This is a genomic window from Staphylococcus sp. 8AQ, from assembly GCF_902506595.1.
GTDB classification, from domain to species: Bacteria; Bacillota; Bacilli; order Staphylococcales; family Staphylococcaceae; genus Staphylococcus; species Staphylococcus pasteuri.
In genome coordinates, this window is sequence record NZ_LR733871.1 from 739,595 (window position 1) to 756,629 (window position 17,035).

13 protein-coding genes are annotated in these 17,035 nt (G+C 32.5%); all 13 read left to right on the forward strand.

The window, feature by feature from the left end:
- Positions 1–66 precede the first annotated feature (66 nt).
- Complete coding sequence (gene xerC / locus GVY01_RS03755; RefSeq protein ID WP_017638383.1) at positions 67–957, forward strand: tyrosine recombinase XerC; 891 nt, start codon at positions 67–69, stop codon at positions 955–957.
- Positions 958–960: 3 nt separating this feature from the next.
- Positions 961–1,503, forward strand: coding sequence for an ATP-dependent protease subunit HslV (gene hslV, locus GVY01_RS03760; protein ID WP_017638382.1), 543 nt, complete (start codon positions 961–963; stop codon positions 1,501–1,503).
- Between the two features lie 90 nt (positions 1,504–1,593).
- Positions 1,594–2,997 carry an ATP-dependent protease ATPase subunit HslU gene (hslU, locus tag GVY01_RS03765; protein ID WP_017638381.1) on the forward strand — a complete coding sequence of 468 codons (1,404 nt, stop codon included), beginning with the start codon at positions 1,594–1,596 and terminating at the stop codon, positions 2,995–2,997.
- A gap of 23 nt (positions 2,998–3,020) precedes the next feature.
- Positions 3,021–3,794, forward strand: a complete 774-nt coding sequence (gene codY, locus GVY01_RS03770; RefSeq protein WP_017638380.1) for a GTP-sensing pleiotropic transcriptional regulator CodY — start codon at positions 3,021–3,023, stop codon at positions 3,792–3,794.
- Between the two features lie 293 nt (positions 3,795–4,087).
- Positions 4,088–4,876, forward strand: coding sequence for a 30S ribosomal protein S2 (gene rpsB, locus GVY01_RS03775; RefSeq protein ID WP_029055444.1), 789 nt, complete (start codon positions 4,088–4,090; stop codon positions 4,874–4,876).
- A 151-nt stretch (positions 4,877–5,027) separates the two neighbouring features.
- Complete coding sequence (tsf, locus tag GVY01_RS03780; RefSeq protein WP_017638378.1) at positions 5,028–5,906, forward strand: translation elongation factor Ts; 879 nt, start codon at positions 5,028–5,030, stop codon at positions 5,904–5,906.
- A 138-nt stretch (positions 5,907–6,044) separates the two neighbouring features.
- Positions 6,045–6,767, forward strand: coding sequence for a UMP kinase (gene pyrH / locus GVY01_RS03785; RefSeq protein ID WP_017638377.1), 723 nt, complete (start codon positions 6,045–6,047; stop codon positions 6,765–6,767).
- A 15-nt stretch (positions 6,768–6,782) separates the two neighbouring features.
- On the forward strand, positions 6,783–7,337 hold the full coding sequence (gene frr / locus GVY01_RS03790) for a ribosome recycling factor (RefSeq protein WP_017638376.1): 555 nt from the start codon (positions 6,783–6,785) through the stop codon (positions 7,335–7,337).
- Between the two features lie 230 nt (positions 7,338–7,567).
- Complete coding sequence (locus GVY01_RS03795) at positions 7,568–8,338, forward strand: isoprenyl transferase (protein WP_017638375.1); 771 nt, start codon at positions 7,568–7,570, stop codon at positions 8,336–8,338.
- 6 nt (positions 8,339–8,344) lie between these two features.
- On the forward strand, positions 8,345–9,127 hold the full coding sequence (locus tag GVY01_RS03800; protein ID WP_017638374.1) for a phosphatidate cytidylyltransferase: 783 nt from the start codon (positions 8,345–8,347) through the stop codon (positions 9,125–9,127).
- 242 nt (positions 9,128–9,369) lie between these two features.
- Positions 9,370–10,656: an RIP metalloprotease RseP gene (gene rseP / locus GVY01_RS03805; protein ID WP_017638373.1), complete on the forward strand. Its 1,287-nt coding sequence runs from the start codon at positions 9,370–9,372 to the stop codon at positions 10,654–10,656.
- 19 nt (positions 10,657–10,675) lie between these two features.
- Positions 10,676–12,376, forward strand: a complete 1,701-nt coding sequence (locus GVY01_RS03810; protein WP_017638372.1) for a proline--tRNA ligase — start codon at positions 10,676–10,678, stop codon at positions 12,374–12,376.
- A gap of 285 nt (positions 12,377–12,661) precedes the next feature.
- Complete coding sequence (locus GVY01_RS03815) at positions 12,662–16,972, forward strand: PolC-type DNA polymerase III (protein WP_108016803.1); 4,311 nt, start codon at positions 12,662–12,664, stop codon at positions 16,970–16,972.
- The last annotated feature ends 63 nt before the right edge of the window (positions 16,973–17,035 follow it).

Consider the following 17,035-nt stretch of genomic DNA (forward strand, 5'->3'; position numbering starts at 1 on the left):
AATATCAAATCACTGTAAGCCCTACCATGAATATGCTACAATTCAATATGATGGAGGCGAAATTTATTGAATGATATTCAAAAAGCGTTTCTCTATATGTTAAAAGTTGAACGGAATTTTTCAGATCATACACTAAAGTCTTATCATGACGATATAGTGCAATTTAATCACTTTTTAGATCAAGAGTGTTTAGATTTAAATGATTTTGAATATAAAGATGCAAGAAATTATTTAAGTTTTTTATATTCGAAAAATTTGAAAAGAACTACAGTTTCACGTAAAATTTCTACCTTACGTACTTTTTATGAATATTGGATGACGCAAGATGAGACGGTCGTTAATCCTTTTGTTCAACTTGTTCATCCCAAGAAAGAACAATATCTTCCTCAATTTTTTTATGAAGAAGAGATGGAAGCATTATTTAAAACAGTTGATACTGACAATAAAAAGGGCATGAGAGATAAACTCATACTTGAATTACTATATGCCACGGGAATTCGCGTTTCTGAGTTAGTGAATATAAAAAGAAATGACTTAGATATGAATTTACCTGGTGTCAAAGTATTAGGTAAAGGTAATAAAGAAAGATTTATACCTTTTGGAGAATTTTGTAAACAAAGTATCGAACGGTATTTAGAGGAATTCAAACCTTTAAAAAATGTTGATCATGATTATTTAATCGTTAATATGCAGGGTCAGCCTATTACAGAAAGAGGCGTAAGATATGTACTTAATGATGTGGTCAAACGTACGTCAGGTGTTACAAATATTCATCCGCATAAGTTAAGACACACGTTTGCAACTCATCTACTTAATCAAGGCGCTGATTTAAGAACAGTACAATCTTTATTAGGTCATGTTAATTTATCAACAACTGGTAAATATACGCACGTATCGAATCAACAATTGAGAAAAGTTTATCTCAATGCACACCCTCGAGCAAAAAAAGGAGAATGATTTATGGATAATTCATTACATGCAACAACGATATATGCTGTTAGACATAATGGCGGTGCTGCAATGGCAGGAGATGGACAGGTCACATTAGGCCAACAAGTCATTATGAAACAAACAGCTAGAAAAGTGAGACGTTTATATGATGGTAAAGTGCTTGCAGGCTTTGCAGGTAGTGTTGCCGATGCATTTACACTTTTTGAAAAATTCGAAACTAAATTACAACAATTTAGCGGAAATCTTGAAAGAGCTGCTGTTGAACTTGCGCAAGAATGGCGAGGAGATAAACAACTACGTCAACTTGAGGCAATGCTAATTGTTATGGATAAAGATGCTATTTTAGTTGTAAGTGGTACAGGAGAAGTTATAGCACCTGATGACGATTTAATCGCTATTGGTTCAGGTGGGAATTATGCATTAAGTGCAGGTAGAGCACTTAAGAGACATGCAACACATATGTCTGCTGAAGAAATGGCATATGAAAGTTTGAAGGTTGCATCTGACATTTGTGTATTCACAAATGATAATATTATAGTTGAAACATTATAAATATATTTAATCATTCGAGCAAATTGATTTGTATATAAATTAAATAACACTAATTTCAAGTAATTTATGATATATGGAGGTAAAGCATTCATGGATACAAATGGTATTAAATTAACACCGAAAGATATTGTATCTCGATTAAATGAGTATATTGTCGGGCAAGATGACGCAAAAAGAAAAGTGGCCATTGCCCTACGCAATAGATACAGAAGAAGTTTATTAGATGAAGAATCTAAACAAGAAATTGCACCTAAAAATATTTTAATGATTGGACCAACTGGTGTTGGTAAAACTGAAATAGCTCGTAGAATGGCTAAAATTGTTGGTGCGCCATTTATTAAAGTAGAGGCAACTAAATTTACTGAAGTTGGCTATGTAGGACGAGACGTAGAAAGCATGGTAAGAGACTTAGTAGATGTATCCGTTCGTTTAGTCAAAGATGAAAAGAAAGAATTGGTTAAAGATGAAGCAACTCAAAAAGCCAATGACAAACTAGTTAAATTGTTAGTTCCAAGTATGAAGAAAAAAGCTTCTCAAGGAAACAATCCGTTAGAATCACTTTTTGGTGGTGCTATTCCTAATTTTAATCAGAACAATGAAGAAGAGGAAGAACCACCAACAGAAGAGATTAAAACAAAACGTTCTGAAATCAAGCAACAACTTCAAGAAGGTAAGTTAGAAGAAGAAAAAGTACGTATTAAAGTTGAACAAGATCCTGGTGCATTAGGCATGTTAGGAACGAATCAAAATCAACAAATGCAAGATATGATGAATCAACTTATGCCTAAGAAGAAAGTTGAACGTGAAGTACCAGTTAAAACAGCACGTAAAATATTAGCAGATGATTTTGCTGATGAGTTAATTGATCAAGAAACTGCAAACCAAGAAGCATTAGAATTGGCAGAACAAATGGGAATTATCTTTATTGATGAAATTGATAAAGTGGCAACAAATAACCAAAATAGCGGACAAGATGTTTCAAGACAAGGTGTTCAAAGAGATATCTTACCAATCCTTGAAGGTAGCATGATTCAAACTAAATATGGTACTGTAAATACTGAACACATGCTATTTATTGGTGCTGGTGCATTCCATGTTTCTAAGCCTAGTGATTTAATTCCAGAACTTCAAGGTAGATTCCCAATTAGAGTAGAACTTGATAGTCTATCAGTCGAAGACTTCGTAAGAATTCTTAAAGAACCTAAATTATCACTAGTTAAACAATATGAAGCATTACTTGAAACAGAAGAAGTAACTGTTAATTTCTCTGACGAAGCTATTACTCGATTAGCTGAAATCGCATATCAAGTTAACCAAGATACAGATAATATTGGTGCTCGTAGATTACACACAATATTAGAAAAAATGTTAGAGGATTTATCATTTGAGGCACCAAGCATGCCAAATGCTGTAGTTGATATTACACCGCAATATGTAGACGATAAATTAAAATCAATCTCAACAAATAAAGATTTAAGTGCATTTATTCTATAAATATACAAAGAAGGAGAAAAATTATGAGCTTATTATCTAAAACAAGAGAGTTAAACACTTTATTACAGAAACACAAAGGCATCGCAGTAGATTTTAAGGACGTAGCCCAAACAATTAGTAGCGTTACAGTTACAAATGTATTCATCGTGTCGAGAAGAGGTAAAATTTTAGGATCAAGTTTAAACGAATTACTTAAAAGTGATCGTATCATTCACATGCTTGAAGATAGACACATCCCTGCAGAATACACTGATCAATTAATGGACGTAAAAGAAACACAATCAAATATTGATATTGATAATGTTTTAACTGTATTCCCTCCAGAAAATAGAGAAGTATTTATTAATAGTAAAACAACTATTTTCCCTATACTAGGTGGAGGAGAAAGATTAGGTACCTTAGTTTTAGGAAGAGTACAAGACGATTTCAACGAAAACGATTTAGTTTTAGGTGAATATGCAGCTACTGTTATCGGAATGGAAATTTTACGTGAAAAACACAATGAAGTAGAAAAAGAAGCACGCGATAAAGCTTCAATTACTATGGCGATTAATTCATTATCATATTCTGAAAAAGAAGCTATTGAACACATCTTTGATGAATTAGGTGGTAACGAAGGATTACTAATCGCATCTAAAGTAGCTGATAGAGTTGGTATTACTCGTTCAGTAATTGTTAATGCTTTACGTAAACTTGAAAGTGCTGGTGTTATTGAGTCACGTTCACTAGGTATGAAGGGTACATTTATAAAAGTTAAAAAAGAAAAATTCTTAGACGAATTAGAGCGAAATAAATAATAAATCAATTTAGGTTTGGGTAGTGTACTTTTATACCTGAACCTTTTTTATGTTATTTACTCAGTTGTTTTTTGATTGTGATTTTAACATTAATTAAGAGATTAAAAGTTGCTCAATTACATTCAACTAATCAGTAGAAAGCCATTGCATTAAACATCAAATTATGATATATTTATTTTCGGCTATGAAGCCAATACGCACATAATAAATGTAAATATAGAGGGTGCAATATTTAATTATTGTCTTTATATGAGTTTGTTATGGAGGTAATTAACCAATAGGAGGAATTTATAATGGCAGTTATATCAATGAAACAATTGTTAGAAGCTGGTGTTCACTTCGGCCACCAAACACGTCGTTGGAACCCAAAAATGAAAAAATATATCTTCACTGAAAGAAATGGTATTTATATCATTGACTTACAAAAAACAGTGAAAAAAGTTGAAGAAGCATACAACTTTATTAAACAAGTATCTGAAGATGGCGGTAAAGTCTTATTCGTAGGTACTAAAAAACAAGCACAAGAATCAGTTAAAGCTGAAGCAGAACGTGCCGGACAATTCTACGTTAACCAAAGATGGTTAGGTGGAATCTTAACTAACTACAAAACAATCTCAAAACGAATCAAACGTATTTCTGAAATTGAAAAAATGGAAGAAGACGGATTATTCGAAGTATTACCTAAAAAAGAAGTTGTTGAACTTAAAAAAGAATACGACCGTTTAATTAAATTCTTAGGCGGTATTCGTGATATGAAAACTATGCCTCAAGCATTATTCGTAGTTGATCCTCGTAAAGAGCGCAACGCAATTGCTGAAGCACGTAAATTAAATATTCCAATCGTGGGTATTGTTGACACTAACTGTGACCCAGATGAAATTGATTATGTAATCCCAGCAAACGACGATGCTATCCGTGCCGTTAAATTATTAACTGGTAAAATGGCAGACGCTGTTTTAGAAGGTCAACAAGGTGTATCAAACGAAGAAGTAGCTGCAGAACAAAACATCAATTTAGATGATAAAGAAGAATCTGACAAAGCAGAAACAACTGAAGAAAACACTTCTGTTGAATCAAACTAAGTTATAGTTTAAATGGGTGATAAGATACTAATGCTTATCACCTTTTTTTAAAAAATAAAAATAAAGTATAGAGTATTGGAAATTTTACTAACAATAATGGTAGAATTTAGATATATCTATAATAGAATTATATATACTGGAGGAATAATTAATGGCAATTTCAGCTAAACTTGTAAAAGAATTACGTGAAAAAACTGGCGCTGGTATGATGGACTGTAAAAAAGCGCTAACTGAAACTGATGGTGATATGGATAAAGCGATCGACTACTTACGTGAAAAAGGTATTGCTAAAGCAGCTAAAAAAGCTGATCGTATCGCTGCAGAAGGTCTTGTACATGTTGAAATCAATGGTAACGAAGCAGCTATCGTTGAAATCAACTCAGAAACAGACTTCGTTGCTCGTAACGAAGGTTTCCAAAATTTAGTTAAAGAAATTGCTAACCAAGTTCTTGCTACAAAAGCAGAATCAGTTGATGCATTAATGGAAACTAAATTTGAAGACGGTAAAACTGTTGACGAAAAAATGAAAGAAGCTATTTCTACAATTGGAGAAAAATTAAGTATCCGTCGTTTCTCAGTTAGAACTAAAACTGATAACGATGCTTTTGGTGCTTATTTACACATGGGTGGACGTATCGGTGTATTAACAGTTGTTGAAGGTACTACTGACGAAGAAGCAGCTAAAGATGTTGCTATGCATATCGCTGCAATCAACCCTAAATACGTTTCATCTGATCAAGTAAGCGAAGATGAAATTAGCCATGAAAAAGAAGTACTTAAACAACAAGCATTAAACGAAGGTAAACCAGAAAACATCGTTGAAAAAATGGTTGAAGGTCGTTTACGTAAATATTTACAAGAAATTTGTGCTGTTGACCAAAACTTCGTTAAAAACCCAGACGAAACAGTTGAAGCTTTCTTAAAATCTAAAGGTGGTAAACTTGTTGACTTCGTACGTTATGAAGTAGGCGAAGGTATGGAAAAACGTGAAGAAAACTTCGCAGATGAAGTTAAAGGACAAATGAAATAATTAGTCATATTGTTAACAAGAAAGAAGACACCTGAAAGGTTTTCTCAAAGTGAAGTAGATACTTTGCTTTAGAGAAGACATCCGTGTCTTCTTTACTTATATACTTTTACATATTTCTACTATAGAGAGGATAAGAAAATGGCTCAAACTTCAAAATATAAACGTGTAGTCTTAAAACTTAGTGGTGAAGCACTTGCAGGTGACAAAGGTTTTGGTATAAATCCAATGATCATTAAAAGTGTAGCTAAACAAGTTGCTGAAGTAGCAAAAATGGATTGTGAAATTGCTGTCATCGTTGGTGGCGGTAATATTTGGAGAGGTAAAACAGGAAGCGATTTAGGTATGGATCGCGGTACTGCTGACTATATGGGCATGTTAGCTACAGTTATGAACGCTTTAGCTTTACAAGATAGCCTTGAACAATTAGATTGCGATACTCGAGTATTAACTTCAATCGAAATGAAACAAGTTGCAGAACCATATATTCGTCGTCGGGCTATTCGTCACTTAGAGAAGAAACGTGTTGTTATCTTTGCGGCTGGAATTGGAAATCCTTATTTCTCTACGGATACTACAGCAGCTTTACGTGCAGCTGAAGTCGAAGCTGATGTCATTTTAATGGGTAAAAATAATGTTGATGGCGTATATTCAGCTGACCCTAAAGTAGATAAAAATGCAGTTAAATATGAACATTTAACACATATTCAAATGTTACAAGAAGGATTACAAGTTATGGACTCAACAGCATCATCATTCTGTATGGATAATAATATTCCATTAAATGTGTTCTCAATTATGGAAGAGGGTAACATTAAACGTGCTGTTATGGGCGATAAAATTGGTACATTAATTACAAAATAATACGAGGTGTAAAAAATGAGTGACATTATTAAAGATACTAAATCAAGAATGCAAAAATCAATCGATAGTTTATCTAAAGAATTAGCTAATATTAGTGCAGGAAGAGCCAATTCTAATTTATTAAATGGTGTAAATGTAGATTACTATGGTGCACCAACACCAGTGCAACAATTAGCAAGTATTAATGTTCCTGAAGCAAGATTACTTGTTATTTCACCATATGATAAATCATCTGTTGCTGATATCGAAAAAGCTATAAACGCTGCTAACCTTGGTGTTAATCCAACTAGTGACGGTGAAGTAATTCGTATTTCTGTACCTGCTTTAACTGAAGAACGTCGTAAAGAATTAGTTAAAGAAGTTAAAAAAATCGGTGAAGACGCAAAAGTTTCTATAAGAAACATCCGTCGTGACGTAAACGACCAAATCAAAAAAGATGAAAAAAATGGTGACATTACTGAAGACGATTTAAGAAGTCAAACAGACGATGTTCAAAAAGCTACTGATAATTCAATTAAAGAAATTGATCAATTAGTAGATGATAAAGAAAAAGACATTATGTCAGTGTAATTAAACTTTAATGCGATAGTTTCATCTTGCCAGATACAATACATCTGGAGATGAAATTGAAAGACAAAATGATGCTATTTTCATTCTAGTCTAAACTGTACCAAGTAAGACTTTGGTACAGTTTTTTTATTTGCTTATTCAATGCTATAAATGAGTATGATAAAATGGTAGATGATTGTTTAAACAACCTATACTATATTACAGAGATGATCAGGCTCGGAGGAAAGACCATGTTTAAAAAGCTTAGAAATAATAACAAGAGTGAAAATAATCAATTTAATGATTTAGATTTACATAATATACCTGAACATGTTGCTATTATTATGGATGGAAATGGGCGTTGGGCTAAAAAACGCAGAATGCCTCGCATAAAAGGACATTATGAAGGTATGCAAACAATCAAGAAAGTCACAAGAGAAGCTAGTGATACCGGTATCAAATATCTTACCTTATACGCTTTCTCCACTGAAAATTGGTCTAGACCTGAAAGTGAAGTAAACTATATTATGAATTTACCAGTTAATTTTCTAAAAACATTTTTACCTGAATTAATTGAAAAGAATGTTAAAGTAGAAACAATTGGTTTTCAAACAGGGTTACCGAAATCAACAATCGAAGCTATTGATCATGCCAAAGAAAAGACAAAAAATAACACAGGATTGAAATTGATTTTTGCAATTAATTACGGTGGTCGTGCTGAAATTGTCCAAAGTATGAAGATGATATTTGATGAACTTCAAGAAAATGGACTTAATAGTAATGATATTAATGAAACGATGATAGATCAGCATTTAATGACCCAAAATTATCCTGATCCAGAATTATTAATTCGAACTTCTGGCGAACAAAGAATAAGTAACTTTTTAATTTGGCAAGTTTCATACAGTGAATTCATTTTTAATGAAAAATTATGGCCAGACTTTGATGGTGAAGAATTGAAAAATTGTTTAAAAATTTACCAATCTCGCCAAAGACGTTTTGGAGGATTGAGTGAGGAGTAAAGTAGTATGAAAGTAAGAACATTGACAGCAATTATTGCTCTATTAATATTCTTGCCCATCCTATTAAAGGGTGGATTAGTACTAATGCTTTTTGCTAATTTATTAGCATTAATTGCATTAAAAGAACTTTTAAATATGAATATGATTAAATTTGTATCAATTCCAGGGATTATTAGTGCTATTGGATTAATTATCATTATGTTGCCACAAGATGCTGGAAATTGGGTACAAGTCATTCAATTGAAAAGTTTAATTGCTATGAGTTTTATAGTGTTAAGTTATACTGTTTTATCTAAAAATAGATTTAGTTTTATGGATGCGGCATTTTGTTTAATGAGTGTTGCATACGTAGGAATAGGCTTTATGTATTTTTATGAAACACGTTCTGAAGGTTTACATTATATATTATTTGCATTCTTGATTGTTTGGTTAACTGACACTGGTGCTTATTTGTTTGGACGTTTAATGGGAAAACACAAATTATGGCCGGTTATTAGTCCTAATAAAACAATTGAAGGATTTATAGGTGGTATTTTCTGTAGTTTATTAGTACCTCTACTCATGCAATTTTTTGTAGACTTCAACTTAAATGTATGGTTACTATTGCTTGTAACTATTATTTTAAGCATGTTTGGTCAATTAGGTGATTTAGTAGAATCAGGATTTAAAAGACATTTTGGTGTTAAAGATTCAGGAAGAATTTTACCAGGACATGGTGGTATATTAGATAGATTTGATAGCTTTATGTTTGTATTACCATTATTAAACATTCTTTTAATTCAAATTTAATATCATCAATCATTTTCAAATAAATATAATGTTATAATGGGGGAGTTATTGAAATGAATTATCATTTCTTAACTCCTTTTCATAACTTATACATAACTTTTATGGAAAAATTAGAAATTTTGAAATGCTTATCCAAATTTGTATGCTAAATTTGGTAATCGTAATATAATGTTTTTATTATTGTCTTATTATTAATGGAAGTTATAAATTGAAATATTACTTAAAAAATTGAGGTGTAGCGCGTGAGCTATTTAATTACAATATTAGCGTTCATCATAGTATTTGGTGTACTAGTCACTGTTCATGAATATGGACATATGTTCTTTGCTAAAAGAGCAGGCATTATGTGCCCGGAATTTGCTATTGGTATGGGCCCTAAAATATTTAGTTTTAGAAAAGATGAAACCTTATATACAATTCGAATTTTACCTGTAGGTGGGTACGTTCGTATGGCAGGAGATGGACTTGAAGAACCACCTGTTGAACCTGGTATGAACGTTAAAATTAAATTAAATGAACAAGATGAAATTACACATATCATCTTAGATGATCAACACAAATTTCAACAAATTGAAGCAATTGAAGTAAAACAATGTGATTTTAAAGATAATTTATTTATTGAAGGAATTACTTCATATGATGAAGAACGACATCACTTTAATATTGCTAAGAAAGCATATTTTGTTGAAAATGGTAGTTTAATTCAAATTGCCCCAAGAGATCGTCAATTCACACATAAAAAACCTTTACCTAAATTTTTAACATTATTTGCAGGACCATTATTCAATTTTATTTTAGCAATCGTCTTATTTATTGGGTTAGCTTATTATCAAGGTACACCTACAACAACAGTAGGAGATTTGGCAAAAGGTTTACCAGCTGAAAAAGCAGGCCTAAAAGCTGGAGATAAAATTGTACAAGTCGGCAATCATAAGGTTAAAGACTACAATGATATTAAAAAGGTTTTAGATAAAAATAAATCTGCTAAAACAACTATTAAAGTTGATCGAGATGGCAAGACTAAATCAATTGATTTAGAACCTAAGAAAAGAGAAATCAAACAAACTAAAAATAAATCTGAAACCGTTTATCAAATTGGTTTTATACCAGAGAAAGAACACACCGTATTTAAACCTTTAGTTATGGGTGTTGAACAATTCTTCAAAGCAGGCACTTTAATATTTACAGCTGTTGTCGGAATGATAGCTAGTATTTTCACAGGCGGATTTTCATTTGATATGTTAAATGGTCCTGTTGGTATATACCATAATGTGGATTCAGTGGTGAAATCAGGTATCATTAATTTAATTACTTATACAGCACTATTAAGTGTTAACTTAGGAATTATGAATTTATTACCAATACCTGCATTAGATGGCGGACGTATTTTATTTGTTTTCTACGAAGCAATATTTAGAAAACCTATAAACAAAAAAGCAGAAACGACTATTATTGCAGTCGGCGCTATTTTCGTAATTATTATTATGATCTTAGTTACTTGGAATGACATACAACGATATTTCTTATAAATAGGGAGGCAAAGTTACTATGAAACAATCTAAAGTTTTTATACCAACAATGAGAGAAGTACCTGCAGAAGCAGAAGCTTTAAGTCATAGATTACTATTAAAAGCAGGTTTAATTAAACAAAGTACGAGTGGAATTTATAGTTATCTACCACTAGCAACTCGTGTACTTAATAACATTTCTAAGATTATTCGTGAAGAAATGGAAAGCGTGGATGCTGTTGAAATTTTAATGCCAGCGTTACAGCAAGCTGAATTATGGGAAGAATCAGGTCGTTGGGGTGCCTATGGTCCTGAATTAATGCGTTTAAAAGACCGTAATGGACGCGAATTTGCACTAGGACCAACACATGAAGAAGTCGTAACATCACTTGTAAGAGATGAATTAAAATCATATAAGCGATTACCGATAACATTATTCCAAATTCAATCTAAATTCAGAGACGAAAAACGTCCTCGTTTTGGCTTACTACGTGGAAGAGAATTTATTATGAAAGATGCATATTCTTTCCATGCTGATGAAGCTTCATTAGATGAAACATATCAAGACATGTATAACGCATATGATCGCATCTTTAAACGTGTAGGTATCAATGCGCGTCCAGTTGTAGCAGATTCTGGTGCTATTGGTGGTAGTCATACTCACGAATTTATGGCATTAAGTGAAATTGGTGAAGATACTATTGTTTATAGTAACGAGACAGACTATGCTGCGAATATTGAGAAAGCTGAAGTCGTATATCATGCCAATCCTAAAGAATCAAGCGGTAAAGCTATGGAAAAAATAGCTACACCAGGTGTTAAAACATCTCAAGAATTAGCAGACTTTTTAAACAGACCGTTAGATGAGATTGTTAAAACAATGATTTTCAAAGTAGATGGCGAATTTATAATGGTGTTGGTTAGAGGGCATCATGAATTAAATGACGTAAAATTAAAAGCTTATTTTGGTACTGATAATATTGAAATGGCTACGCAAGATGAAATTGTCAATTTATTGGGTGCTAGTCCTGGTTCATTAGGTCCAGTTCACGATAAAGATATAAAAATTTACGCAGATCATTTTGTGAAAGATTTATCTGATTTAGTTGTGGGTGCAAATGAAGATGGATATCACTTCGATAATGTACAATTAGACCGTGATTTTAAAGTAGATGAATTTGGAGACTTTAGATTCATTCTCGAAGGAGAAACATTAGCTGATGGTTCTGCTGCACAATTTGCTGAAGGAATTGAAGTAGGACAAGTATTCAAACTCGGTACTAAATATTCTGAAGCAATGAACGCAACGTTCTTAGATAATCAAGGAAAAGCTCAGCCGCTTATTATGGGATGTTACGGAATTGGTGTATCAAGAACGTTAAGTGCAATCGTTGAACAACATAATGATGATAATGGAATTATTTGGCCTAAATCAGTAACACCATTTGATTTACATTTAATCACTATTAATCCTAAAAAAGATGACCAACGCGAACTTGGAGACCAATTGTATAATCAATTAATGAAGCAATATGATGTATTATATGACGATAGACAAGAGCGTGCCGGCGTTAAATTTAATGATTCAGATTTAATTGGATTACCTATTCGAGTTGTTGTGGGTAAACTTGCTTCAGAAGGAATTGTTGAAGTAAAACAACGTTCAACAGGAGAAAGTGAAGAAATTCATATTGATCAATTAGAAGATTACATTAAAGATTTATATTTAACATTAAACTAAATTACGATTAATAAATATTGTATAAGAAATATTTACATTATTTAGTATTCGAGCATTGAGTAGGAGTGTGATAACGAATTCAAATTGAGTTCTTATCCACTCCTTTATTTTCTTTTAAAATTTCAAAATGTAATCAATGAAATATAAGTCATTTAAGCGTATAATATAATATAAATTTGCTTTGAACTTCATAGCATAAATCAGTATAATTTGTAGCATTGATATCATATTAATCATGGGAATTTTCGAGAGAATTATATATTTAAGGTGGTTTTCGTATTGGCAATGACAAATCAGGAAAAATTTAAAGTACTTGCTGATCAAATTAAAATTTCTAATCAGTTAGATTCAGAAATCATAGAGCAAGGCGAGTTAACAAGAATTGATGTCTCAAGTAAAAACAGAACATGGGAATTTCATATTACATTGCCGCATTTTTTATCACATGAAGACTACCTACTCTTTAATCATGCAATAGTAGAAGAGTTTAAAGAAATAGCTACTGTAAAATGCTATTTCACAGTAAAAAATACTGATAATCAAGATGAACATGCTATCAAATATTTTGGGCATTGTATTGACCAAACAGCATTGTCACCTAAAGTTAAAGGTCAGTTAAAACAAAAACGTTTGATTATGTCAGGTAACATTTTAAAAGTAATGGTATCTAATGATATCGAGCGTAATCACTTTGATAAAGCATGTAATGGTAGTTTAATAGCAGCATTTAAAAATTGCGGATTTGATATTGATAAAATTGTGTTTGAAACAGATAATACCAATCATGATGATGACTTAGCGTCACTAGAAGCACATATTCAAGAAGAAGATGAACAAAGTGCACGAGAAGCTACTGAAAAATTAGAAAAAATGAAAGCTGAAAAAGCTAAACAACAAGATAATAATGAAAGTGATGTAGATAAGTGTCAAATTGGTAAACCAATTCAAGTTGAAAATCTACGTTCTATAGAGTCTATTATCGAAGAAGAATTTAAAGTGGCTGTAGAAGGTGTTATTTTTGATATCAACTTAAAAGAGTTAAAAAGTGGACGCCACATTGTAGAATTAAAAGTAACAGATTATACCGATTCATTAGTGTTAAAAATGTTTACACGTAAAAATAAAAATGATTTAGATCATTTCAAAGCATTAAGTGTAGGTAAATGGGTACGTGCACAAGGTCGTATCGAAGAAGATACATTTGTCAGAGACCTAGTTATGATGATGTCTGACATAGAAGAAATTAAAAAATCTCCTAAAAAAGATAAAGCTGAAGAAAAAAGAGTTGAATTCCATTTACATACATCAATGAGTCAAATGGATGGTATTCCTAATATTAGCGGATATGTTGACCAAGCCGCTCAATGGGGACATAAAGCTATAGCTGTTACTGACCATAATGTTGTTCAAGCATTTCCAGATGCCCATGCAGCAGCTGAGAAAAATGGTATTAAGATGATATATGGTATGGAAGGTATGTTAGTAGACGATGGCGTTCCAATTGCATATAAACCTACTGATCGAGATTTAAAAGATGCTACCTATGTAGTATTCGACGTTGAGACTACAGGTTTATCAAACCAATACGATAAGATTATTGAATTAGCTGCCGTTAAAGTACACGATGGAGAAATCATTGATAAATTTGAGAGATTCAGTAACCCACATGAAAAACTATCCGAAACAATCATTAACTTGACACATATTACAGATGACATGTTAACAGATGCTCCAGAAATCGAAGAAGTGCTTACAGAATTTAAAGAATGGGTTGGCGACGCAATATTTGTAGCTCACAATGCTTCTTTCGATATGGGATTCATTGACACGGGTTATGAACGATTAGGCTTTGGACCATCAACTAACGGAGTTATTGATACGTTAGAATTATCACGTACAATCAATACAGAATACGGAAAACACGGTTTGAATTTCCTTGCCAAAAAATATGGCGTGGATTTAACACAACATCACAGAGCCATTTATGATACCGAAGCAACTGCTTATATTTTCATTAAAATGGTACAACAAATGAAAGAATTAGGTGTAACTAACCATATTGATATAAATAAAAAGTTAACCAATGAAGATGCTTATAAAAGGGCAAGACCTTCACACGTCACTTTAATCGTACAAAACCAACAAGGATTGAAAAATCTATTTAAAATAGTAAGTGAATCGCTAGTTACTTATTATTACAGAACACCTAGAATCCCTAGATCGTTATTAAATGAATATAGAGAAGGTATACTTGTTGGAACTGCATGCGATGAAGGTGAGTTATTCACTGCAGTAATGCAACGTGATCAATCTGAAGTTGAAAAAATAGCTAAATATTATGACTTTATAGAAGTACAACCTCCTGCATTGTATCAAGATTTAATCGATCGAGAACTTATCAGAGATACTGAAACATTACATGAAATCTATAATCGATTAATAGAAGCGGGTAAAAGTGCGAATATCCCAGTTATTGCGACAGGTAATGCACATTATTTATATGAACATGATGCTATTGCACGTAAAATACTTATTGCTTCACAACCAGGTAATCCGTTAAATCGTTCGACATTACCAGAAGCACATTTTAGAACAACTGATGAAATGTTAGATGAGTTACACTTTTTAGGCGAAGAAAAAGCATATGAACTCGTAGTAACTAATACTAATGCTTTAGCTGACCGAATTGAACGTGTTGTTCCGATTAAAGACAAACTATATACACCGAGAATGGATGGAGCTAACGAGGAAATTCGAGAATTAAGTTATAGCAATGCTAAAAAGTTATACGGCGAAGACCTACCTCAAATAGTTATTGATCGTTTAGAGAAAGAATTAGATAGTATTATAGGTAATGGTTTCTCAGTTATTTATCTAATTTCACAACGTTTAGTTAAAAAATCATTAAATGATGGTTATTTAGTTGGTTCACGTGGATCAGTTGGATCAAGTTTTGTGGCAACGATGACAGAGATTACTGAGGTTAATCCATTGCCACCTCATTACATTTGTACGCATTGTAAAACGAGTGAGTTCTTTGATGACGGTTCTGTTGGTTCAGGCTTTGATTTACCTGATAAGAAATGTTCACAATGTGGTAATGATTTAATTAAAGAAGGACAAGATATCCCGTTCGAAACATTCTTAGGATTTAAAGGGGACAAAGTACCAGATATTGACTTGAACTTTAGTGGTGAATACCAACCCAATGCACATAACTATACAAAAGTATTGTTTGGTGAAGATAAAGTTTTCCGTGCAGGTACTATCGGTACAGTTGCTGAAAAAACAGCATTCGGTTTCGTTAAAGGTTATTTAAATGATCAAGGTATTCATAAACGTGGCGCAGAAGTTGACCGTTTAGTTAAAGGTTGTACAGGCGTTAAAAGAACTACAGGTCAACACCCTGGTGGTATTATTGTTGTTCCAGATTATATGGATATTTATGATTTTACACCAATACAATATCCAGCCGATGATCAGAGTTCAGCTTGGATGACAACACACTTCGATTTCCATTCAATTCATGATAATGTATTGAAACTCGATATACTTGGACACGATGATCCTACAATGATACGTATGTTACAAGATTTATCTGGCATTGATCCTCATACGATACCTGTTGATGATAAAGAGACGATGAAAATCTTTAGTAGTCCTGAAAGTTTAGGCGTTACTGAAGAAGAAATTTTATGTAAAACAGGTACGTTTGGCGTCCCTGAATTCGGTACTGGATTCGTAAGACAAATGCTCGAAGATACTAAGCCAACTACTTTCTCTGAGTTAGTTCAAATTTCAGGATTATCTCATGGTACAGACGTTTGGTTAGGTAATGCACAAGAATTAATCCGTGCAGGCATTTGTGATCTATCATCAGTAATTGGTTGTCGTGATGATATTATGGTGTATCTAATGTATGCAGGGTTAGAGCCTTCTATGGCCTTCAAAACGATGGAGTTTGTGCGTAAAGGTCGTGGTTTGACTGATGAAATGGTTGAAGCTATGAAAGAAAATGATGTCCCAGATTGGTATTTAGATTCATGTCGTAAGATTAAATACATGTTCCCTAAAGCCCATGCAGCTGCCTATGTATTAATGGCAGTTCGTATTGCGTATTTCAAAGTGCATCATCCACTATATTATTATGCATCATACTTTACTGTTAGAGCATCTGATTTTGATTTAATTACAATGATTAAAGATAAAGAAAGTATTAAAAATACAGTTAAAGATATGTACTCAAGATATATGGATTTAGGCAAAAAAGAAAAAGACGTGTTAACTGTTCTTGAAATTATGAATGAAATGGCACATCGTGGTTACCGCATGCAGCCTATCAGTCTTGAAAAAAGTCAAGCATTTGATTTCATAATTGAAGATGACAGTTTAATTCCACCGTTTATTGCTGTTCCAGGACTAGGGGAAAACGTTGCTAAGAGAATTGTTGAAGCGCGAGAAGAAGGACCATTTTTATCAAAAGAAGACTTAAATAAAAAAGCAGGTCTATCACAAAAGGTAATTGAATACTTAGATGATTTAGGTTCATTACCAGGCTTACCTGATAAAGCACAATTATCAATTTTCGATATGTAAATTAAAAATAAGAGTTAATTTTAGTAATCAATTTATAGAATAACTATTTCATTTTAATGAACA

Coding starts and splice junctions, on each gene's coding strand:
- hslV (WP_017638382.1), top strand. CDS start 961: ATGGATAATTCATTACATGCAACAACGATATATGCTGTTAGACATAAT.
- hslU (WP_017638381.1), top strand. CDS start 1,594: ATGGATACAAATGGTATTAAATTAACACCGAAAGATATTGTATCTCGA.
- codY (WP_017638380.1), top strand. CDS start 3,021: ATGAGCTTATTATCTAAAACAAGAGAGTTAAACACTTTATTACAGAAA.
- rpsB (WP_029055444.1), top strand. CDS start 4,088: ATGGCAGTTATATCAATGAAACAATTGTTAGAAGCTGGTGTTCACTTC.
- tsf (WP_017638378.1), top strand. CDS start 5,028: ATGGCAATTTCAGCTAAACTTGTAAAAGAATTACGTGAAAAAACTGGC.
- pyrH (WP_017638377.1), top strand. CDS start 6,045: ATGGCTCAAACTTCAAAATATAAACGTGTAGTCTTAAAACTTAGTGGT.
- frr (WP_017638376.1), top strand. CDS start 6,783: ATGAGTGACATTATTAAAGATACTAAATCAAGAATGCAAAAATCAATC.
- GVY01_RS03795 (WP_017638375.1), top strand. CDS start 7,568: ATGTTTAAAAAGCTTAGAAATAATAACAAGAGTGAAAATAATCAATTT.
- GVY01_RS03800 (WP_017638374.1), top strand. CDS start 8,345: ATGAAAGTAAGAACATTGACAGCAATTATTGCTCTATTAATATTCTTG.
- GVY01_RS03810 (WP_017638372.1), top strand. CDS start 10,676: ATGAAACAATCTAAAGTTTTTATACCAACAATGAGAGAAGTACCTGCA.
- GVY01_RS03815 (WP_108016803.1), top strand. CDS start 12,662: ATGACAAATCAGGAAAAATTTAAAGTACTTGCTGATCAAATTAAAATT.